15 protein-coding genes are annotated in these 20,792 nt (G+C 40.6%); 14 read left to right on the top strand and 1 reads right to left on the bottom strand.

The window, feature by feature from the left end; all coding sequences use genetic code 11:
• Window positions 1-10: 10 nt before the first annotated feature.
• The gene (locus RMX89_RS04330; RefSeq protein ID WP_322688054.1) at window positions 11-559 is read right to left on the bottom strand and encodes a PadR family transcriptional regulator; all 549 of its coding nucleotides are present in this window, start codon (window positions 557-559) and stop codon (window positions 11-13) included.
• A gap of 801 nt (window positions 560-1,360) precedes the next feature.
• Here RMX89_RS04330 and RMX89_RS04325 point away from each other — a divergent pair.
• The 14 genes from RMX89_RS04325 to RMX89_RS04260 all read left to right on the top strand — a co-directional run bounded on the left by RMX89_RS04325 (window position 1,361) and on the right by RMX89_RS04260 (window position 20,745).
• Window positions 1,361-1,600 carry a hypothetical protein gene (locus RMX89_RS04325; RefSeq protein ID WP_322688053.1) on the top strand — a complete coding sequence of 80 codons (240 nt, stop codon included), beginning with the start codon at window positions 1,361-1,363 and terminating at the stop codon, window positions 1,598-1,600.
• Window positions 1,601-1,681: 81 nt separating this feature from the next.
• A complete protein-coding gene (locus RMX89_RS04320) occupies window positions 1,682-1,909 on the top strand; it encodes a hypothetical protein (protein ID WP_322672440.1) in 228 nt (75 codons plus the stop codon).
• Between the two features lie 90 nt (window positions 1,910-1,999).
• Complete coding sequence (locus tag RMX89_RS04315) at window positions 2,000-2,818, top strand: PD-(D/E)XK nuclease family protein (RefSeq protein WP_322688052.1); 819 nt, start codon at window positions 2,000-2,002, stop codon at window positions 2,816-2,818.
• A 200-nt stretch (window positions 2,819-3,018) separates the two neighbouring features.
• On the top strand, window positions 3,019-3,660 hold the full coding sequence (locus tag RMX89_RS04310; RefSeq protein ID WP_322672438.1) for a GNAT family N-acetyltransferase: 642 nt from the start codon (window positions 3,019-3,021) through the stop codon (window positions 3,658-3,660).
• Between the two features lie 185 nt (window positions 3,661-3,845).
• On the top strand, window positions 3,846-5,897 hold the full coding sequence (locus RMX89_RS04305; RefSeq protein WP_322688051.1) for an amylo-alpha-1,6-glucosidase: 2,052 nt from the start codon (window positions 3,846-3,848) through the stop codon (window positions 5,895-5,897).
• A 139-nt stretch (window positions 5,898-6,036) separates the two neighbouring features.
• The gene (locus RMX89_RS04300) at window positions 6,037-7,038 is read left to right on the top strand and encodes a glutathione S-transferase family protein (protein WP_322688050.1); all 1,002 of its coding nucleotides are present in this window, start codon (window positions 6,037-6,039) and stop codon (window positions 7,036-7,038) included.
• A 34-nt stretch (window positions 7,039-7,072) separates the two neighbouring features.
• Window positions 7,073-7,528: a VOC family protein gene (locus tag RMX89_RS04295; RefSeq protein ID WP_322688049.1), complete on the top strand. Its 456-nt coding sequence runs from the start codon at window positions 7,073-7,075 to the stop codon at window positions 7,526-7,528.
• An 802-nt stretch (window positions 7,529-8,330) separates the two neighbouring features.
• Window positions 8,331-9,755: a HAMP domain-containing sensor histidine kinase gene (locus RMX89_RS04290; protein ID WP_322688048.1), complete on the top strand. Its 1,425-nt coding sequence runs from the start codon at window positions 8,331-8,333 to the stop codon at window positions 9,753-9,755.
• The gene (locus tag RMX89_RS04285) at window positions 9,752-10,426 is read left to right on the top strand and encodes a response regulator transcription factor (RefSeq protein WP_322688047.1); all 675 of its coding nucleotides are present in this window, start codon (window positions 9,752-9,754) and stop codon (window positions 10,424-10,426) included. The genes RMX89_RS04290 and RMX89_RS04285 overlap by 4 nt, the downstream gene beginning before the upstream one ends.
• 56 nt (window positions 10,427-10,482) lie before the next feature.
• Entirely contained in the window at window positions 10,483-10,695 is a 213-nt protein-coding gene (locus RMX89_RS04280; RefSeq protein ID WP_094351406.1) for a CopG family transcriptional regulator, read from the top strand.
• Window positions 10,696-11,287: 592 nt separating this feature from the next.
• Window positions 11,288-12,631: a hypothetical protein gene (locus RMX89_RS04275; RefSeq protein ID WP_322688046.1), complete on the top strand. Its 1,344-nt coding sequence runs from the start codon at window positions 11,288-11,290 to the stop codon at window positions 12,629-12,631.
• Between the two features lie 228 nt (window positions 12,632-12,859).
• The gene (locus tag RMX89_RS04270) at window positions 12,860-17,572 is read left to right on the top strand and encodes a response regulator (RefSeq protein ID WP_322688045.1); all 4,713 of its coding nucleotides are present in this window, start codon (window positions 12,860-12,862) and stop codon (window positions 17,570-17,572) included.
• A gap of 231 nt (window positions 17,573-17,803) precedes the next feature.
• Window positions 17,804-18,439, top strand: a complete 636-nt coding sequence (locus tag RMX89_RS04265) for a hypothetical protein (RefSeq protein ID WP_322672429.1) — start codon at window positions 17,804-17,806, stop codon at window positions 18,437-18,439.
• 125 nt (window positions 18,440-18,564) lie between these two features.
• Window positions 18,565-20,745, top strand: coding sequence for an OmpA family protein (locus RMX89_RS04260; RefSeq protein ID WP_322688044.1), 2,181 nt, complete (start codon window positions 18,565-18,567; stop codon window positions 20,743-20,745).
• The last annotated feature ends 47 nt before the right edge of the window (window positions 20,746-20,792 follow it).

Here is a 20,792-nt window from a genome sequence, read left to right as displayed (position 1 = left end):
TCATCACTCATCACTCAGCACTCTTGATTGAGGTTGGCGTTTGAGCTAATTGAAGTTGTTCTGTTTGGAGTTGCTCAACTAGCCACTCAATTTCTGATTTGATGACTTCAACCGCACGCCTTCGCACTTTCCCTTGATATAAATCATCAGTAACTTCCAGTGCTTTTTTCTCTGCAAGGCGTAACTGACATGACATCAATCGATGTTCAATTAACCGCACTCGTTCTTCAGGTAATAAATGACCAAAGAAAAAAAATTTGATTAGAAATCGCGATCGCATATTCACCCAACTTTCATGAGGATATGCCAACATCTCTTGATACCAAGTGTTTTTGCCGAGGGGTGTAATCTCATATACCTTTCCACACTGCCCACCTTCTTCTCCTTGTTCTGCACATAAAATCACTTCACCTTGTTCTTCCATGCGCTTCAGCAAAGGATAAATCGCGCCATAGTTGACACAAATACTGCAACTCATAAACATCTCTAGTTGCTGTTTGAGCCGATAACCGTTTAATGGTTCTCGCTGTAATAAACCTAATACTGCCAACTTCAGCATTTTGATATATCAATCTGATATGTCGATCAACAATATCAAATTGAGCTTTTTTAGCCAAGTACCCAAGGTTCAATTGTCAGCATTCTCTGTCATACCGTAAAGGCCAAGCCGCATAAGTTACCTGTGGGCTAGTTACGAGCGAGTGAGATGCGCACCTCACAAAAGGTAGGTAAAAGGGACTGGGGACTGGGGATTAGGGATTAGGGATTGGGTGTCAAATCGAAAAATTATGGTGGGGGCTTTTTCTCACCACCAAATTTTAAAAAACTTTTTCCCAGTCCCCAGTCCCCAATACCCAGCTGTTTAAATAATTTTCTCTACAGTTTGACTAAGTAACTTAGTTACTGATAGTTACTTGACTTAGAAACTAAGTGACTTTATAGTTAGTAGTAGAAACCGCGGTAACCTAGTAGGTTAAGGGTGAATTAAAAGGAACTTAGTGAGTAAGACATAAAGGCAAAGACTGGAGCTGTAAATTCTGAAACAGGCAATTTGTATACAAGTTACCTGTAGGAATTTCGAGGGTTCAATGTGCGTAGTACGCCTTCTATGCAATTACGCGCATTGAGCGCCTAATTTTTGATATCCAGATGCCCTGGAAATTCATCAAAGAGCTTAATTTTTCATCATCTGCAAATATCAAGACCACCTTTGATTGGTATTCCCACTCCACTCAGGAGTAGGACTTTTGTCTACCTTGACTTGGTGGGAGCAAAGCTGTGGAGATTTGCTGTTTCTTTAGTGTGGTCGGGGGAGCGCAAACTGCTACCTAGATTCAACTTTCAAAACAGGAAAAAAACTATGAAACCCAGTCTCAAAGATAACGATAATCTGTTGTTCAGGTGGTTTTGTATAGGACTCAAATATTTTCTGCTGGGGCTGCTGGGGCTGGGAATAGCCTTTGTTGTGTCTCACACTTTTGGGGCAAATGCAATAGTTGGGATGCTTTTATCCGCAAGTTTACGATCGTGGGTTGCGAAGATAGCGATTTTCCTAGTCTGTCTATTTGCGATCGCCATGATGTTCGAGTCTTGGGGTTAAAGCTCATACTGACCATAAATAGCCTTTAGCTGAGTGAAGGTCAGCCAAAGGCTTCGTAACTTTTCACTTGGAGATCGTATCATGTCTAACAACAACAACGGCTCTGGAGTAGAAACATTTTCGCCACTTTTAGTAATCTTAGTGGCAGGGTCAATTTCTTTGGCGATCGTTAACAAAGCTAATCACCCAGCATATTTTGACATCGTTAAAATAGCTATAGCCTACAGCTTTGGCTCAATCAAGTCTCAAGAAAAAAGTAAACATTCCGACGATCGCCACGATGAGGTAGATCGAGACGAGTTGAAATAGCAGATGTAAAGGCAGTAAAAAATACCTGTTTTTTACAGATAGTCTGCCAAAGGTGAGTTGCAGATTATAATTTACTTCTAAAATAGAAGAATGCTGTCAACTCCCACTCAACTATTGCGACTTTCTCAAGGACAACTTAACCTACTAGAAGCTTGTCCGCGTAAATTTCAACATACCTATCTCGAAAAACTTAATTCTCCCTCAAATCCAGAACAAGAAGAACGGCAAACTTTGGGTAGTCGTTTTCACTTGCTAATGCAGCAGCGAGAAATGGGTTTGCCAATTGATAGTTTCCTGAAAGCAGATGCTCAACTGCAAAGCTGGATGCTAGGTTTTGCTGATGCAGCGCCAGAAATTTTAACGGCTGCATCTGATAATCAAACTTTCCGTGAAAGCGAACACTACCGGACTCTGCAAGTTCAGGATTATTTGCTCACAGTTATCTATGATTTATTGATTGCAGATAACCAACAAGCGCAAATTCTCGACTGGAAAACTTATCCTAAACCACCCAACAAACGCAAGTTAGAATCAAACTGGCAAACACGGCTTTATATGTATGTTTTGGCAGAAACTAGCGATTATTTGCCAGAAAAGATTTCTATGACTTATTGGTTTGTCCAATCTGAGGGCAAACCGCAAAATATTAAATTTAATTACAGTACTGCTCAACACGCACAAACAGGAAAGAAACTTAATCAACTATTAAGTCAGTTAACTCATTGGTTGGAAAATTATCAAAATAACCAGCAGTTTCCCCAAGTGGTGGAGGGTAGCAAAAACTGTGATTATTGTCAGTTTGCCAAACGGTGCGATGCCTACGACGGTAAACTACGCACACAAGCAACTGAAGAAGCTGTGAAAGACTCATTGCCAAATTTTGACAGTATTCAAGAAGTCTCACTTTGATTTTATCCGCAGGATTTGGTTGCTAAAACAGATTCCTTATATCTGTAGAGTCTTGTGGAAAATTAAAAAGTAATGTAAAGTCCTTTTTCTAACTCTAAAACATTTGAAAGCATTTTGATTTAAAAAGCTAGATTCGGTAAATGCTCTTTTTTTTCATTCAACAACATATCTATAGTAAATAAATCACAATTTCTAAATTTATGTCAACTTTTGATGAAACTGAAGCAATTTATGTACGCGAATTAGGAATTGATGACATTGCTCCCGTTTATCACTTGGGAGAAGGGTTATTTACCAGCGATTTATATCCTTATTTATACCGCACCTGGGATGAATGGGAAGTGATTGGACTTTATAACACCGATCCAGAATACTGTCTTGTGGCTGAAACAGACGGGGAACTAGCAGGATTCGTTTTGGGAACTATCATCACCAAAGCATCCTGGACTTATGGATATATTTTATGGCTGGGAGTTAGTCCAAAATATCAGCGTCGGGGAGTTGCAGACAAGTTGGTTGATAAAGTTGTCGCTCGGATGATTGAAGATGGGGCGCGGTTTATGCTGGTAGATACTGACCCCACCAATACTTCAGCATTAAAGTTTTTTAATCGCAAAGGTTTTGGTAATATCCGCCAGCATATTTTTTTGTCGATGAATTTAAGCAAGCATGAATATTATGGCAGATTGATTGATTACGAACACCAAAAAGCTGAAAGAGCAGGTTACAGGCGATCGCGTCCAGCAATTCGTGCCCGTAAAGCTGATAGTGTAGCAAATGAAGTCGTCCTCAATCCTCTAGTGAGTGAATCTCAAATAACTGAGGATCAATCCCCAATCTAACAAAAGTTAGGAGTAGCCCTTTCAATTTGGGTAAAATTTTTGGACAAGAATTCCTCTTTTTTCCGTGTTCTCTGCGCCTCTGTAGTTCAATAAATGACTTTTAAACCGTAGACGCATAGAAAACGCAGAGAGAAAAGCATGATGGCGATTGTGAATTTTGAATTTAGAGCAAAGTGGTGTGACTTATGTGTATAGAATTTGGGCGAGAAATCTGCGGCAATCTTGACATTGCAGAATCGCGGGAGTGGTTAGTTACTAACGGTATTGGTGGTTACGCTTCTGGGACTGTGGCTGGTTTATTGACTCGCCGCTATCACGGACTATTGGTAGCAGCATTGAAACCACCTTTGGGTCGCACTTTAATGCTGACAAAACTAGATGAAACTGTATTGTATGGCGTTAGCGCAGCTCCTTTGCAGGAGGCTCGCTCTTATTCTCTAGACACTAATCGTTGGGCAGATGGTATTGTCAGTCCGCACGGTTATCAGCATATTGAACGTTTTTCTCTAGAAGGTACAATTCCTGTATGGCGTTTTGCTATTGCCGATGCCTTATTAGAAAAACGGGTGTGGATGCAACAAGGCGCTAATACAACTTATGTTCAGTATACTTTGCGTCGTGCCACTCAACCGCTAAAGTTGACGCTCAAAGCAATAGTCAACTACCGCGATTATCACAGCGATACTCAAAGCAATGGTTGGCAGATGTCTGTTGAGGAGGTGGAACAGGGGATTTGTGTAACTGCTTATCCGGGTGCTGTACCACTATATCTACTGAGTGATTCACCTAAAGGCGATGCCTACGGCGGCAAGCTACGCAGCATTTCACGTGTTAGTACATCTGTTGTTCATAATTGGTATCATGGCTTTGACTTGGCAGTTGAACGCTATCGGGGATTGAGAGATCGAGAAGACCACCTCCACGCCGCCACTTTTGAAGTTACACTGAATCCTGGGGAAGCGATCGCCTTTGTAGCCAGCACAGAAAAACAACCAAATCTCAACGGTGAAGCTGCACTAAAGTTACGTCGCGCTCAAGAGCAGAAGTTAACAGGATTTTGGAAAACTAATCGACCCCTGAAAATTAAAGAATCACCTAGCTGGATCGACCATCTAGTACTAGCTGCTGACCAGTTTATTGTCGATCGCTCATTGCCAGAAGACCCCTACGGCAAAACCATCATCGCTGGTTATCACTGGTTTAGCGACTGGGGACGCGACACCATGATTAGTTTACCTGGTTTGACAATTTCCACTGGTCGTCCAGAGGTAGCACGCTCAATTCTTCGCACCTTTGCCAGATACGTAGACCAGGGAATGTTACTTAATCGCTTTCCCGATGCAGGCGAGCAACCAGAATATAATACAGTCGATGCCACACTTTGGTACTTTGAAGCAGTCCGCGCTTACTACAGCGCTACAGAGGATGATACTTTGCTAAGTGAACTCTTTCCCATACTTGCAGACATCATTGATTGGCACTGTCGCGGTACACGCTACAACATCCATCTCGATGCCGCCGATGGCTTACTTTATGCAGGCGTTGCAGGCGTACAACTGACCTGGATGGATGCCAAAGTTGATGATTGGGTAGTTACGCCCCGAATTGGCAAACCGATTGAAGTTAACGCCCTCTGGTACAATGCTTTACGGACAATGGCAAAGTTCGCCCGTCAGCTTGGTAAACCACACCAAGAGTATGAAGCAATGGCAGAGCGGGCAAAGTATAGATTTTCTCGCTTCTGGAATGAAGAGACAGGTTATTGCTATGACGTTTTAGACAGTCCTGATGGTGATGATGGGTTGCTACGTCCTAACCAAATATTTGCTGTGTCATTACCAGAAAGTCCGCTCACACCTGTCCAGCAGAAGGGTGTGGTGGAAGCTTGCGGGCGATCGCTGCTGACTTCTTATGGATTGCGATCGCTTGCCCCCGATTATTATCAATTTCAGGGTAAATATGGTGGCAATCAGTATCAACGTGATGGAGCTTACCATCAGGGAACGGTTTGGGGTTGGTTGTTGGGGCCATTCGTCTTAGCACACCTGCGTGTCTACAAAAATCCCGAACAGGCTCGTCAATTTTTGGAACCAATGGCTAATCACCTGAACGCGCACGGTGTTGGCAGTCTCAGCGAAATTTTTGATGGTGATGCCCCGATGACTCCACGGGGATGTATTGCCCAAGCGTGGACAGTGGCAGAGGTTTTGCGTGCTTGGTTGGCGACAGCGAGTTGATACGGGAAACCGTGGTCTATCTGCAAAGTCGATTTTGTCAAGAATTTTTAAGAAATTAACATCCTTCAGAAAAGGCAAGACGTAATGCTGAAGTAATTCTCAAAAGTTTATAGACACGCTTTAGTGTTAAGAGGAAAATATGCCGTCAGGAATGATGATCGAAGGCAAATGGACAACCGATAGGAATAAATCAGATCCTAGCGGTAAGTTCAAGGAAACGGCGACAACGTTTCGCGATCGCGTCACCGCCGATGGTTCTAGTGGGTTTAAGGCAGAAGCAGGGCGCTATCACCTCTACATTTCCTTAGCCTGTCCGTGGGCGCATCGCACTTTAATTATGCGAGAAATCAAAGGTTTGAATGATGTAATCTCAGTCTCTATCGTCGATCCGATTATGAGCGACAAGGGATGGATGTTTTCTGAAGCACCGGGAGCTATTCCTGACTGGGTGAATCACACTCAATATTTGCAAGAGATTTATCTGAAAGCCAATCCTAAATACACAGGACGAGTTACTGTTCCCGTGTTGTGGGATAAGCAAACTCAAACAATCGTCAATAACGAATCTCGCGAAATCATGCGGATGTTTGATGTAGAGTTTGGGGAATTGGCAACACAAAAAATAGACTTATACCCACGCGACCTACAGCATCAGATTGATGAAACGATTGATGCAGTTTATCTGCCAATCAATGCTGGTGTATATCGCGCTGGTTTTGCGACTTCACAAGCAGCCTACGAAGATGCGGTAACTGAACTCTTCGAGAGTTTAGATCGATGGGAAGTGATTCTGAGCAAGCAGCAGTATTTATGTGGCAATCAACTCACCGAAGCCGATATTTGTATGTTTGTTACTCTGTATCGGTTCGACTCAGTGTATTACGGTCACTTTAAGTGCAATTTGCGGCGAATTATTGACTATCCAAATCTCTGGAATTATCTACTAGACCTATATCAGCGTCAGCCATTCAAAGCGACTTGCAATCTAGACTATACCAAGCGCAGCTATTACATGAGTATGACTGATATTAATCCAAATCGAATTGTGCCGAAGGGGCCGATCGTTGATTTTGACCAACAGCACGATCGCCAGCGCTTCACTAAGGCGTTTCGTAGAGAAGTTATCGCTCCCTATTCATAGAAAAGAAATTGCACAATCTAACTGGAGTAACACCATGAGCCTTGTATCAGGTATCCACCATGTTGCAGTGGTGACAGCAGATATCGACCGCTTTATCGACTTCTATACTGATGTATTCGAGATGCCAGTAATCTTTCAAGAGACGACTCCAGCCTTTCGTCACGCACTTCTGCTAGCTGGATCGCAGAGTGTGCTTCACGTAGCAGAGATGCCTAATAATATTCATAGTTCTGGATTGCCGGATATGTTTGCACGGGGACACATCGACCACTTAGCTTTGAATGCCCCAACAGAATCAGCATTTCAGATTATCCGCCGCAAACTCATAGATCGAGGTGTGAGTGATGGCGCGATCGCTGACCTTGGCCCAGTACTTAACTTATCATTTTCCGATCCTGATGGTATGCATATCGAAGTTTGCCTCATCGTCGATGCTTCACTCCAGGGTTTTCACCAACCGCGGCCATATCTAGAGACTATCAATCAATAGGTTGAAGTTAGCGTTAGTCCCCTTCGCTGTTTGTAGTTAATTAATAGTGTCGATTTCGTCTGCTTATTTTCAACTTGCGATCGCATTCAGAGAAAATAATCATGATTTATCATATTTTGATCGCAGCCAATTGTTTTGCCCAATATAAAGAGTGTCTCTGTGGCTAAAATCCAAATTTACAGTGCAGCTTTGTGTCTCTGCACACCTTCTTCGCTTAATCCTGAGCGAAAAAGGTGTTCCTTTTGAAATCGTCGAAATCGACTTGCAAAACAAACCTGCCAAATTTCTATAAATATATCCAAATCTGATTCTCTCTCGCCTTCATGAAAAAGGTTTGTTGTTACCATCCTGCCTCGAAATCAATTTCGAGGATTAAAAATTTCAGGTAATTCTCAGCAGAAATTAATTTAATTACTAGTAAATGCGTTTAGATTATTATTAGACAAAAATTAGCGGATTTGAGATGGCAATTAAATAAAAATTTTAGCAATCTTTTGGGAATGGCTGCACTTTTCACTGTCAGTATGCAACAGAGGTAAGTTAAAATCAGCTATAACTAAAAATATAGCTGTTAAGAGGATGTTTGAAAAATTCTCTTCTTGGTAGCGAAATGTTCTAGATCCCCCTTTTTAAGGGAAATTTTGAAAGGTTTTGCCCCCTTTTTTAAGGATGGTTAGGGGGATCAATAAGTGCCTAAAATCACAGGCAACCACTTTTAAAACAACCTCTAACAGTAACTTTACATTTACCAATATGATTTTATTTTTTAAGTTTTATTAAACATTTAAACACAACCGTAACAGTGAAGCAAATCATAAAATTTGGGATAAATATAGATCCATTTTCCTTACAATCACGCCTGATGGTTGGTATTGCATCATTTTCCGCTCTGGTATTAGGTAGCCTTGCTACATGGACTAGTTGGAAAATGCAGCAAATTTTAGTTGATAGTCATAAATCTAATATAGAAGAAATTGCCAAGCGTTTGCCGCAAGATGTGCAAATTTATAGTGAAATGATGCAACCTGAAACTGGGTTGCAAAAGGCTATTAATAATTTAGCAAATACCAATATATTATTATGGCTAAAAAGTCCTGATAATAAAATTTTAGCAAAATCTACCACTTTGGATTTATTATCTGATGCTACGATAGCTGAGTTAATGACTCTGACAAAGATGCCGATTAAACCACAAGTTTACAAAGTAAACCAAAGCTATTTTGTTTTATGTGGTAGTTATGTGCAAGTGCAGGGTAAGTTATTGGGTGAGTTATTTGTAGTCAAGGATATTACCCGCGAACAGAAAATGTTTATCGTAATGGTGCAGAGTTTAGGTATTACTAGTGCTTTGGCAATTATTGTTTTAACTGCTGCGATCGCATTGTACATTAAGCGTTCTCTGCAACCTTTGCGCCAGCTAAATCAAATGGCTTCTGTGATTTCTGCTGAAGATTTAGGACAAGCACAGCTATATCTTGATAATGCACCCAGTGAAGTTAAAGAATTAGCTCAAACTTTAACCATGCTGTTATCGCGCCTTTCTCAATCATGGGAGCAAGAGCGAGAATTTGTGAGTAATGTTTCCCATGAATTACGCACACCTTTAACGATTGTACATGGTTATTTGCAAAGCGTCTTGCGAAGGCAGAATAACTTAACCCAAACTCAACAAGAAGCTTTAGAAACTGCGGCATCGGAAGCTGAACGCACTATCCGCCTACTACAAGATTTACTCGATCTAGCACGTGCAGATAGTGGTTACTTATATTTTCAAATGAAATCTTATGTGCTGAATGACTTGGTTGAAGAAGTTGTCATGATGGCAAAAAAATATAGCGATCGCACAATTACAATCGAATCAGAAATTTATCCAATTGAGATCAAAGCAGATTATAGTCGCTTTAAACAAGTATTATTAAATTTAATTGATAATGCCATTAAGTATTCTAATGCTGACACACCCATAATTTTTAAGTTAGCTCGGCTTCAAGATCGAGCTATTATTCAAGTTTGTGACAAAGGTTATGGCATTCCTTTGCAACAGCAAGCACGGATATTTGAGAGATTTTATCGTGTAGATGAATCTCGTTCTCATAATACTGGGGGTTGTGGTTTGGGCTTATCGATTGTTAAGACACTTGTAGAAGGGATGGGGGGTAGTGTCAGTGTGGAATCAAAGTTAAGAGAAGGGAGTATGTTTACAATCAGTTTACCTATATATATATGACAGCACATATCCTTTTGGTAGAAGATGAAGTCAAACTGGCGCGATTTGTCGAATTAGAGCTTAATAGCGAAGGATACCGAGTAAGTGTTGCTCATGATGGCATTGCAGGCTTGACTCTGGCGCGAGACTCCTCACCAGATTTAGCAATTCTGGATTGGATGCTTCCAGGGTTGACGGGTTTAGAAATTTGTCGGCGTTTGCGAACAACAGGTAGTACAGTACCAGTGATTTTGTTGACAGCAAAAGATGAAGTTAGCGATCGCGTCGCCGGATTAGATGCAGGAGCCGATGATTATGTAGTTAAGCCCTTCAGCATTGAGGAACTATTAGCTAGAATTCGCGCTCATCTCCGGCGCACGCAAGAAACAGACGAGGATTTGTTGCAATTTGAAGATTTAAGCTTAAATCGGCGCACTCGTGAAGTATTTCGGGAAAAACGAAGCATTCAGTTAACAGCAAAAGAATTTGACTTATTAGAATATCTCCTTTCACATCCTCGTCAAGTATTTACTAGAGATCAAATTTTAGAGAAAGTTTGGGGTTACGATTTCATGGGTAATTCTAATATTATTGAAGTATATATTCGTTATTTGCGACTCAAGTTAGAAGAAAATAATGAAAGACGTTTGATTCATACAGTCCGTGGTGTAGGCTATGCACTACGGGAGTAATCGTAATGACTTGGTGATTTCGAGAAAAAGCAACATATTCAAGATAAAAGAAAATTATGAAGAAAAAATGGGCGGTTAAACGACTGACAGTAAATCTCACAACCGAGGAAATGAAGAAACTTGAACAATACTGTACTCTCACAGGAAGACCAGCAACAGATGTAATTCGAGAATTGCTCCGAAGTCTTGAGGTTGACAATGCTGAAAACTCTGAGATGGGAACAGCAGACTCAAAAATCACTGTTGGCAGTTCGTCAAAATCACACTAACTATCGACTCGAATATAGCAGACTTATTGCAGAAGTGGGGTAAGAGGATGTCTGAGAAGTATCAAATATTTCTTGATCCCCCCTAACCCACGCCAGTCGCTCATGGGGGAAACCCCCAAGACCGCGCTGGCTCCCCTTAAAAAAGGGGGGAATAAGAGTCTTAAAGTCCCCCTTATTAAGGGGGATTTATGGGGATCTCCAAGGGTTAGATGTATACAAAAAAAACTTTTCAGACATCCTCTAAAGGGGAAAGGATGGAATTTTCCCTTTCCCTTTAATCTTTCCCCAACATCTTGCAAAATTTACTTTTGCAAGATGTCTAGCGTTTCCTAATCAGAATCAGCTACAGCTTAACCTCACCCCCAACCCCTCTTTTCACCAAGGAGAGGCGTTGGGGGTGGGGTTTTGATATGTACTTTATGCACCTGGGAACTTCTATATCCCGCCAAATTAATGCCTTTACGCTTTTTGCCTTTCTTATGTCTTAACAAGCATCGATTATGGGCATCATAATTCCAGCCCGAATACATCAGCTAGCAGCCAGAAAACTATTTGGCAGCAAGTTTTGCATTTACAAATATAGTATTAACCGATGGTATATAGTTTAAGACCTTATCTCTTTGTTTCTCGATATAGTTTGTACGCTGTATTTCTTTTGGGATGCCTACAGATTCAATTGGGAGTAATCTGTAGCGTAGGTATTTGGATATTATCAGAAGCTAAATTACAAGCAGCCCAAGCACATCAGACCTGGAAATCACCTTTAGGATTGACTGAGCAAGTCACCACAGTAAATTCTGAGTCAGCACAATACTCAAAACCACTCCCCTATCGATTAAAACTAACACCTATTTTGCTGGCAGCACCGGAAAACTTCAATCCTGATTTGCGATTACCACCATCGCTACCCGAACCAGCACAGAATTCTAGTCCGCGATCGCTACCCGAACCAGCACAGAATTCTAGTCCGCGATCGCTACCCGAACCAGCACAGCAGAATTCTAGTCCGCCAACAACTGCCACTGAAGCAAAAACGCCGGATGCAGTTTTGGAAAGTATTGATACAGACTATCACTATGAGACAGACAACTTTGGCCAAACAAATTTTTTCCTAGAACCAACAGCTCAGTTTCGATTGAGAAATGGCAATAAAATATTTTTCAAGACAGGTTTTAACTTCTTTGAGCAACGCGGTGTTGAATCAATTACCAATTTTCCTTTGCAAGTTGGATGGCAAGGAAAAATTGGACAACTAACTCTACAAACAGCAGCCGGAGTCGATGTGTTCAATCGTTTACCCACAGCGATCAATCTCAATGTTAAAGTGGATGCTCCCATTTCGCCGCCGCGAGTTTCGTCATCAGGTCGATTGCTATCGGCAGCAATAATATCAGGTAATTTAGAACAAGGGCCTTATAAATCTAACGCTCGAACTTTAGACAATCAAATTACTGCTTGGCGATTTGGCCCTGATTTATACTGGCAGATTGACCGTAATACCAGCTTGTTTTCGTCATTGCGTTTGGGTAATTATAACGATGGTAATTCCGAGGTGCAATCTTTTAGTAGGTTAGAGCGCAAGTTCGGACAATTTTCTTTGGCAGCTAACTTATTTACTTGGAGTTACGATCGCGATTTAGAACGCACAAGCGGTTATTTTTCTCCACCAGATTTCCTAGTTTACAACGGTGAGGTAGCTTGGGAAGGAGATATTGCTAATTTCTTACGCTGTCGCCTCGCTGCCAATTTAGGACGACAGCGACTTAAAGGAGAATTTGACAACGCCAATACCTATCAAACGCGCTGTACGGTAAAACTGTCGCCCAGTATAGAAGCAGACTTGGGCTATAGCTTTAGTAATGTCCGCAATCAAGAAACTGGTGGAAGCGCCTACGGTGGTAATTCCTTCACAGGACAGTTGCGGGTCAAATTTTAACAAAAAAGAATTCAGGAGTCAGAATTCAGGAGTCAGAATTCAGAATGAATATAGAATCAAGCTCTATATATTTTTGATTTTTTGATTTTTTGAAAGTTACAAACTTTGACTATTAAAGTATTTTTAATTCTAACTTCTAATTTCTAACTTCTAATTTCTAACTCCTGAATTCTGAATTCATCATTCTGAATTCTGTTTTTAAAATCCAAAATGGTATAAGGCTGGAGAATGAAAGCACCATTACCTGATAACGAAACACAGCGAATTGAATCTCTTTTGCAGTATAAAATACTCGACACTCCTTCGGAAGCAGCCTTTGACGACCTCACCCGTTTAGCCTCATATATTTGTGGAACTCCCATTGCCTTAATCAGCTTAATTGATACTAATCGTCAGTGGTTCAAGTCAAAAGTCGGTTTGGATGCCCTACAAACACCCCGTGATTTGGCATTCTGCGCCCATGCTATTCTGCAACCTGAAGTTTTTGTTGTACCTGATGCAACAGCTGACGAAAGGTTTGCAACAAACCCCCTTGTCACCTCTGACCCAAATATTCGGTTTTATGCTGGAGTACCGCTAACTAACCCTGAAGGATATGCACTAGGAACACTTTGTGTAATCGATCGTGTACCAAGAAACCTCTCTCCAGAACAAGTTGAAGCATTACGAATTATTGGTCGCCAGGTAATTAAGCAATTAGAAATGCGCCGCAATTTAGCAAGTTTGGTATTGGCAAGTGATACACGCAAACAGTCCCAGAAGACACGCAAACAATTTTTTCAAAGGATAGCTGGAGGGTTTGGGTTAGCATCGGCAGTTTTAGTTTTGATTGGCGTGATTTCTTATCAAAACACACATATATTGATTGATACGAATAAGCAAGTACAAATAACCCAAGAGAAAATCAATCAACTAGAAGAATTACTGTCTGAGATGAAAGATGCTGAGACTGGACAACGCGGTTACATCCTCACTGGACAAGAAAGTTATCTAGAACCTTATCAAGCAGTAATTGGAAACATCGATCGCAAAATTGTAAAACTGAAGGATTTAATTGCAGATCAACCTAACCAACAAAAGCAGTTCGCAACTCTTGAATCTCTGATAGCTGCAAAACTTGCCATACTCAAGCAGACTATATACCTGCGTCAAAATCAGGGATTTGAGGCGGCGTTGCAGGTAATCCAGACAAATCAAGGAAAACATCTCATGGATGATATCCGCAAGATCGTTCATGAGATAGAAAATCAGGATAGAAGGTTGCTTCAACAACAGTCACAAGCTGCAAAAGCCAGTGCTAACAACACAGTTTTGACACTGGCGATCGCAATTTGTCTAAGTTTTTTGATTCTGGCTATAGTTTACTACTTTATTTACCGTGAAGGAAAAGAGCGGAAATTAACAGAGGAAACACTGAATCAAGAGCGCAACTTTATCTCAGCAGTCCTGAATACAACCAGCGCTTTAGTAATAGTTCTTGACACGAAAGGGCAAATCGTTCGCTTCAATCAAGCTTGCGAACAAATTACTGGTTACTCATTTGATGAGGTGAAAGGAAGGCATTTCTGGAACCTATTTCTACTTCCCGAACAGGTAGAGCTGGTGAAAGCAGTTTTTGAGCAGTTGCGATCTGGTGAAGCGCCCAAAGAATACGAAAACTATTGGGTAACTAAGGATGGCAGCCGGCGGCTCATTTCTTGGACTAACACTACCTTGAAAGACTATGAGGGGCACGTTGAATACATTGTTGCTACAGGTATTGACATCAGCGATGTCTTTGAAGAACTTCGCTTACGCCAACGAACTGAACAGCATCTGAAAGCAGAGTATGTTACAACCCGGATCTTAGCAGAGTCAGCCACAATCAACGAAGCCATGCCCCAAATCTTGCAAGGAATCTGCGAAAGTTTGGGATGGGATTTTAGTGAATTTTGGATAGTAGATGGGCGAGCAAATCTACTGTCTTTGCTAAATTCATGGTATAAAATCTCCTTTGAGATGCAAGAGTTTGACATCCTCAGTCGGCTGATTACATTTGCACCAGGAATTGGGCTGCCTGGCCGTGTCTGGGCTAGTCTTGAACCTGTTTGGATCGCTGATGTCGTTAAAGATCGGAATTTTATCCGCTCTCAAATCGCTGCCGAAGCAGAACTGCACGGAGCTTTCGGTTTTCCGATCTGTAGTGGTAAAAAAATCATCGGTGTGATTACCTGCTTTAGCCATAAAATCCAGCAAGCTGACCCAGATTTGGCAAAAGTCATGAATTTGATTGGCGAGCAAGTAGGGCAGTTTATTGAGCGCAAGCAGGCAGAAGAACAACTCCAACGTCAAAACTTGCGATCGCAACTATTTACTGAAATTACCCTCAAAATTCGTCAGTCTTTGCAAATCAAAGAAATTCTCCAAATTACTGTCACCGAGGTTCAAAAAATTCTCCATAGCGATCGAGTTTTGATTTATCAGCCTTTGGCTGATGGCTCTGGAGCTACCGTGGTTGAGGCAGTAATTTCTGGCTGGCTAGCAATTAAAGAGAAACAGCTAGTCAATGCTTACTTTCAAGCCGAATACATCCAGCAGTACTATCTACAACAGTACCGTCAAAAACCGAATCTGGGACTTGCTGACTTGGATATAGCTGAAGTCCAAAAAAATCATCTCGAATTACTGCAACAATTTGGAGTCCAGTGTAATTTAGTCATACCCATTCTTGTCAAAGAAGAACTCTGCGGTTTGCTGATTGTCCATCAGTGCGGCAGTTCCCGCCAATGGTCTAGCTTTGAAACTCATCTTTTACGCCAAATAGCCGATCAAGTAGGTATTGCCTTAGCCCAAGCCCAAATGTTAGATGCAGAAACTCAACAACGACGAGAACTCGAAATTGCTCGTCACCAAGCTGAATTAGCCTCTCAAACCAAAAGTGCCTTTTTGGCCAACATGAGTCATGAAATTCGGACTCCCATGAATGCTGTATTGGGGATGACAAGCTTAATGTTAGAAACTCCCCTAAATTCCGAGCAGCGAGATTTTATGGAGACAATTCGTATTAGTGGCGATGCTCTCTTAAGCCTAATCAACGAAATTTTGGATCTTTCCAAACTAGAAGCTGGGGAAATGGCACTAGAAACTCTAGATTTTGACTTATCTACCTGTGTAGAAGAAGTATTGGAATTATTGGCTCCCTCAGCCCATGATAAGGGATTAGAAATTGCAGGATTAATTTACAGCAACGTCCCCACCCACCTCCAAGGCGATGCCGGCCGCTTGCGACAAATTCTTATGAACCTGATTAGCAATGCAATCAAGTTCACCAGCAAGGGAGAGGTAGTATTACGAGCAGAATTGCGTACGCTTTCCTTGACTACAGCCACCATCTATTTTGCGATCGTAGATACCGGTCTTGGCATTACCCCTGAAGATCAATCCAAACTCTTTAAGCCATTTACCCAAGTAGATGCTTCCACCACCCGCAAATATGGCGGTACAGGTTTGGGATTAGCCATCTGTAAGCAACTGGTAAGCTTGATGGGAGGAGAAATGGGCGTAGAAAGTCGCTTGGGGAAAGGATCTAAGTTTTGGTTTGAAGTAACTCTCGCCAAGCAACTCGACCCTATTTCTTTAGAAGGCGAACGCGAACTTTTGCTCAATCGCCGCTTGTTAGTGGTGGATGATAATGCTACTAATCGCAAAATTATCTACCATCAAGCTACTCGTTGGGGAATGCTGGTGGATCAAGCAGCCTCGGCTACTACTGCCCTCAAAGCTATTCAAGAAGCCGCCAAGCAAAAAAATTTCTATGACATAGCTGTGATTGATATGCAGATGCCAAAAATAGATGGCATGACTTTAGGAGAACAAATTAAAGCAAATTCAGCGATCGCTGGGCTACCTTTAATTATGCTTACCTCTACTAATCAACGCGATGAAATCCAACGAGCGCTAAAAATAGGATTTGCGGCTTATTTAGTCAAACCGATTAAGCCGTCCCGACTCCTCGATACCATGATGACTATTTTAGGAACGCAGCCAGAAGAGGAGACAGAAGTCATAATTCAGGAGTTAGAAGTCAGAAGTCAGGATTTAAAACTGAAAAATTCTGAAAACAACCGCAACTATTATTCTCCTAACTACCACAAATTAAGAATTCTCTTAGCTGAAGATAATTTGGTGAATCAGAAAGTTGCTTTGAAGCAACTCCAAAGTCTGGGTTATAGTGCTGATGTTGCTGGTAATGGGAAAGAAGTTTTGCAGCTATTAGAAAAAATTCCCTACGATTTAATTCTGATGGATTGCCAAATGCCAGTTCTTGATGGTTTAGAAACCACAAAAGAAATTCATCGTTGGCAAGAAAGCGACTTTGCTAGTGGTTATCGTCCGGTGGTAATTGCAATGACAGCTAATGCCATGAAAGAAGACCAGCAAATGTGTCTAAATGCCGGAATGGATGACTATTTGAGCAAGCCAGTAATCAAAGAAAAATTGGCGGCAGCACTAGAGCGTTGGGGAAATGTGATATTCGAGGCAAAAGAAACAACTGCCATAGAACAAACAGTTTCGACAACAGATGTCGGTGCAGTTAACCTCCCAATTGATTGGGAACGCTTACACCAACTATCGGAAAATAACCCAGAATTTGAATTGGAACTACTGCAAATATTTGTTGAGGATATTCAACCCCGTCTAGAGTTAATTAAAATAGCGATCGCAGCTCATGACTTTGAGCAAATAATACTCCAAGGTCATCAAATTAAAGGTTCTAGTGCCAATATGGGAATTACAACCATGCATCTGGCAGCAGAAAAACTAGAACAACTAGCTCATAACCAAGAGCGTCGAGGTTCTAGTAACTTAATCGTAGAGTTAGAAGACTTTATTAAACGCATCCAAGATTTTTTTAATTGTCAAGATAGTAACGCCACAACCTTAAATAATAATATTTCTTAATAAATTCACTGGATCGCTTTTTCTGAGTAACTTATGAAAAATACTTATTTTACATTCCTCATTATTAATTTTCTATTTTAAAGATAGAAATTCTAACCGATTGGGAATAATAACAAAGTATATTCGGTGAGTTAGCTGCATCATAAGCTAAGAATTTTTAGCCTAAATATCAGTTAAATACATCATCTATCTATTATTCCCAATTGATTCCCAAAAAGTGAGGTTTTCCTAATGAGTCAGATGAGTAGAGACGATGTACGAGAAAGACTTGGTAATATCGATCAGATCCGCGATATTATTCTTGGAACCCAGCTAAGAGAGTACGAAAATCGATTTAGCAAGCTGGAGTCAGATGTATCTCTCCTGCAACAACAGACACGATTGCATGTTGAGCAACTCAAGTCCAACTTTTCAGCCGAACTAAAAGCGGGATTTGAGTCGCTGGATAAAAAGCTGAAATCACTGAACCTCGCAACTCAAGAAGAAACTCTTGACTTACGGCAACAGGTTGATAGACTTAATAAAAAGTTCTCTAGCAGCGTTCAGTCGCTTGATGAAACCTTAGATAGCCAAACTACCTCGATTCGAGATGAAATCTTTCAAACTAAAGTCCAATTACAAGATGATGTTACGGCATTACGGGATCTGATTTTAGAAGAAATAGATCGGCGCTTCTCACAGCTGACAGATACGAAAGTTTCTAAAGACGATATGGCTGAAACTTTGTTTGCCTTGGGAATGCGTCTGAAAGAAACTGAATTTATTCCTAAATTGCGAGAAGCAGCCAATGAACGCAGCGATGAATATACTGCTGTACCGCTTTTAGAAACTACAAAGTTATCAAAAGTAAGTGTTAACTCACTCTAACAGTACAGCAGAATTAAATTCATAATCAAGTCAGAAAGTAAAGAGATATGAAGGAGATAATGACTCCAAACTCATAACCTCTAACTCACAACCTCTAACTCAGCACTCTAAAAAGGATAACTCAGGTGGAAAATTCGGTTTCTCAATCTGTTGAGTTGAAGTCAGAAACAGCTGTGCAGCTTGACAATTTGCTGCATTTGCTTATCGATCTCAACATTATCGAATCCCCTGAGCAATCTCCTTTATTACCATCAGAAACTGATAATAGTAATGAGTATATTCCAGAAGAAATTGAATTAATGCAACTTCCTCCAGTAACATTAGAAGTATGTGAAGCTTATTTAGAATCGGATTTTAATTTTCCTCAAGATATATCTAATTACTCACAAACTAATCAAGAAGAATTAGAAGAATCTATTGAAATATTTACAGAATTTGAGGAAAAATTAGACAACTCAGAAGATGCATTGCAAAAATTACGGGAGATATTAGTCGGATATGAACTAACAGAAATAAACAATATTACCGATAAGTTGGAACAAAAATTAACAAAAATAGAGCATCAAATTTATGACCCTAAAGAGTTAATAAATCTATTACTACCGTGGATTTCTGAACTTTTAAAGCTGAAGATTACAGAGTCAAGAGAGGAAATTGTTCAAATAATTGCTCCGATCATTGATGAGACTATCCGCAATCGCACAGAACAAGATAAATTTAGCATGAGTACAGCGATCGCACCTGTAATTCCTCTAGCTATTTCCCAGCAAATTATTATAGCTCCAGAAGAAGTTTCAGATGCGATCGCTCCGGCAATGGGACGAGCCATAAAAAAGCAAATTGAAATTGAGCAGAATATTGTCGTGGATGCACTCTACCCAGTTATTGGTAGTACCATAGCCAAATATATGGCAGAGACAATCCGTGCCATTAACCGACAAGTTGAAGAAACCCTCAGCGTTGAAGGTATTAAACGTAAAATTCGTGCCAAGCTCCAGGGAGTTTCGGAAGCAGAATTAATTCTTAAAGAAGCTCTGCCATTTACAATTCAAGCCATTTTCTTGATTCATAAAACATCTGGTTTAGTTATCTCAGATATTCAGCACTCTCATGTAGAGCAGCTAGAGGCTGAAATGGTAGCAGGAATGCTGACAGCAATTCGTAGCTTTGCCAATGATTGTATCAATCAATCTGGAAGCATAACAGAATTAGATGCAATTGAATATGGAACATCCAAAATAATTTTAGAAGTTGCCGGATACTGTTATTTAGCGATTGTTGTACGAGGAGAGCCAAGCAAAAACTTTATTTGGAAAATGCGGCAAGCATTCAGCAAAATTGTTAAAAATTATGGTAATCTAATTAAAAAATTTGACGGCGATCCTGATTTAATTCCTATTGAAATTCATACACTTCTAGAAAAGCTAAAGAATTCAGATATTCAGGATAAAAATAAAGCGAAAATCTCGCCACTACAGCTATTAATCTTAACATTTATAAGTACCATTTTCATTCCTTGGGGTATTTGGCAATACCGTAGTGCAGTTATACATTCCATTGAAAATCAAACTTCGTTGGCTCTAACTTCTGTTCCAGAACTAGCCGTATATCGGCTCACTGTACAAGTAGAACACAACAAAATAAAACTAACAGGACGATTACCTAATCAACTTCTTCGCCAAAAAGCCGAGCAAACTGTCAAAATCACTTCTCCTAATTGGTTGATTGACAATCAAATTTTATTGGTAGAAGTACCAGCAGATCCCGTATTAGCTGCTGCTGAAGTCAAACGAGTTACAGCAGTTTTAAATCAGACTAACGATATAGCAATTTCCGCTCAATATATCGCTGGTAAAGTAGCTGTTGAAGGAACTGTCAACCAAATTGCAGATGCTCAGATTATTGCGAATGCATTTGCGCAAATTCCCGGCGTAAAATCTGTGTCTAGTGCGGTGCGAGTAGAACCCCCACAGATTGAAGTTCGATTTTACTTTCAACCCAACTCAGCTAATTTAATGAGAGTAGATTTAGCGTACAAGGTTCAACAGGTCAAGTTTTTCCTCGAACAGCACCCAAATAAGCATTTAAAAATCATTGGTTATAGTGACCGTACTGGCGCGAACAAATCTCAAAAATTGGCACTGGCGCGAGCAAAGGCTGTACAACAAGCACTGATTAAATTAGGCATCAAGCCATCTCGCCTACAGGTCATTGGTAGGACAAATTTACCACCAGGAATTGATGAAACTCAACCTTTGTGGTTAAGTCGTTGTGTCGCTCTAGAAGCGATAAACAAGCAATTTTAAGTTTATAGTAGTTATGATTTTGATAAAACATTCTCTACTTTCCTTAA

It is taken from the genome of Nostoc sp. DedSLP04 (assembly GCF_034530775.1).
GTDB lineage: Bacteria > Cyanobacteriota > Cyanobacteriia > Cyanobacteriales > Nostocaceae > Nostoc.
Note: the sequence above shows the minus strand (reverse complement) of the source record. Positions and strands in the feature narration are given on the sequence as shown.

Bases quoted from the DNA above. Each gene is read 5' to 3' on its own strand.
- RMX89_RS04285 (WP_322688047.1), top strand. From the start codon at position 9,752: ATGACAGCACATATCCTTTTGGTAGAAGATGAAGTCAAACTGGCGCGA.
- RMX89_RS04265 (WP_322672429.1), top strand. From the start codon at position 17,804: ATGAGTCAGATGAGTAGAGACGATGTACGAGAAAGACTTGGTAATATC.
- RMX89_RS04320 (WP_322672440.1), top strand. From the start codon at position 1,682: ATGTCTAACAACAACAACGGCTCTGGAGTAGAAACATTTTCGCCACTT.
- RMX89_RS04325 (WP_322688053.1), top strand. From the start codon at position 1,361: ATGAAACCCAGTCTCAAAGATAACGATAATCTGTTGTTCAGGTGGTTT.
- RMX89_RS04330 (WP_322688054.1), bottom strand. From the start codon at position 559: ATGCTGAAGTTGGCAGTATTAGGTTTATTACAGCGAGAACCATTAAAC.
- RMX89_RS04295 (WP_322688049.1), top strand. From the start codon at position 7,073: ATGAGCCTTGTATCAGGTATCCACCATGTTGCAGTGGTGACAGCAGAT.
- RMX89_RS04280 (WP_094351406.1), top strand. From the start codon at position 10,483: ATGAAGAAAAAATGGGCGGTTAAACGACTGACAGTAAATCTCACAACC.
- RMX89_RS04270 (WP_322688045.1), top strand. From the start codon at position 12,860: ATGAAAGCACCATTACCTGATAACGAAACACAGCGAATTGAATCTCTT.
- RMX89_RS04315 (WP_322688052.1), top strand. From the start codon at position 2,000: ATGCTGTCAACTCCCACTCAACTATTGCGACTTTCTCAAGGACAACTT.
- RMX89_RS04275 (WP_322688046.1), top strand. From the start codon at position 11,288: ATGGTATATAGTTTAAGACCTTATCTCTTTGTTTCTCGATATAGTTTG.
- RMX89_RS04300 (WP_322688050.1), top strand. From the start codon at position 6,037: ATGCCGTCAGGAATGATGATCGAAGGCAAATGGACAACCGATAGGAAT.
- RMX89_RS04305 (WP_322688051.1), top strand. From the start codon at position 3,846: ATGTGTATAGAATTTGGGCGAGAAATCTGCGGCAATCTTGACATTGCA.
- RMX89_RS04310 (WP_322672438.1), top strand. From the start codon at position 3,019: ATGTCAACTTTTGATGAAACTGAAGCAATTTATGTACGCGAATTAGGA.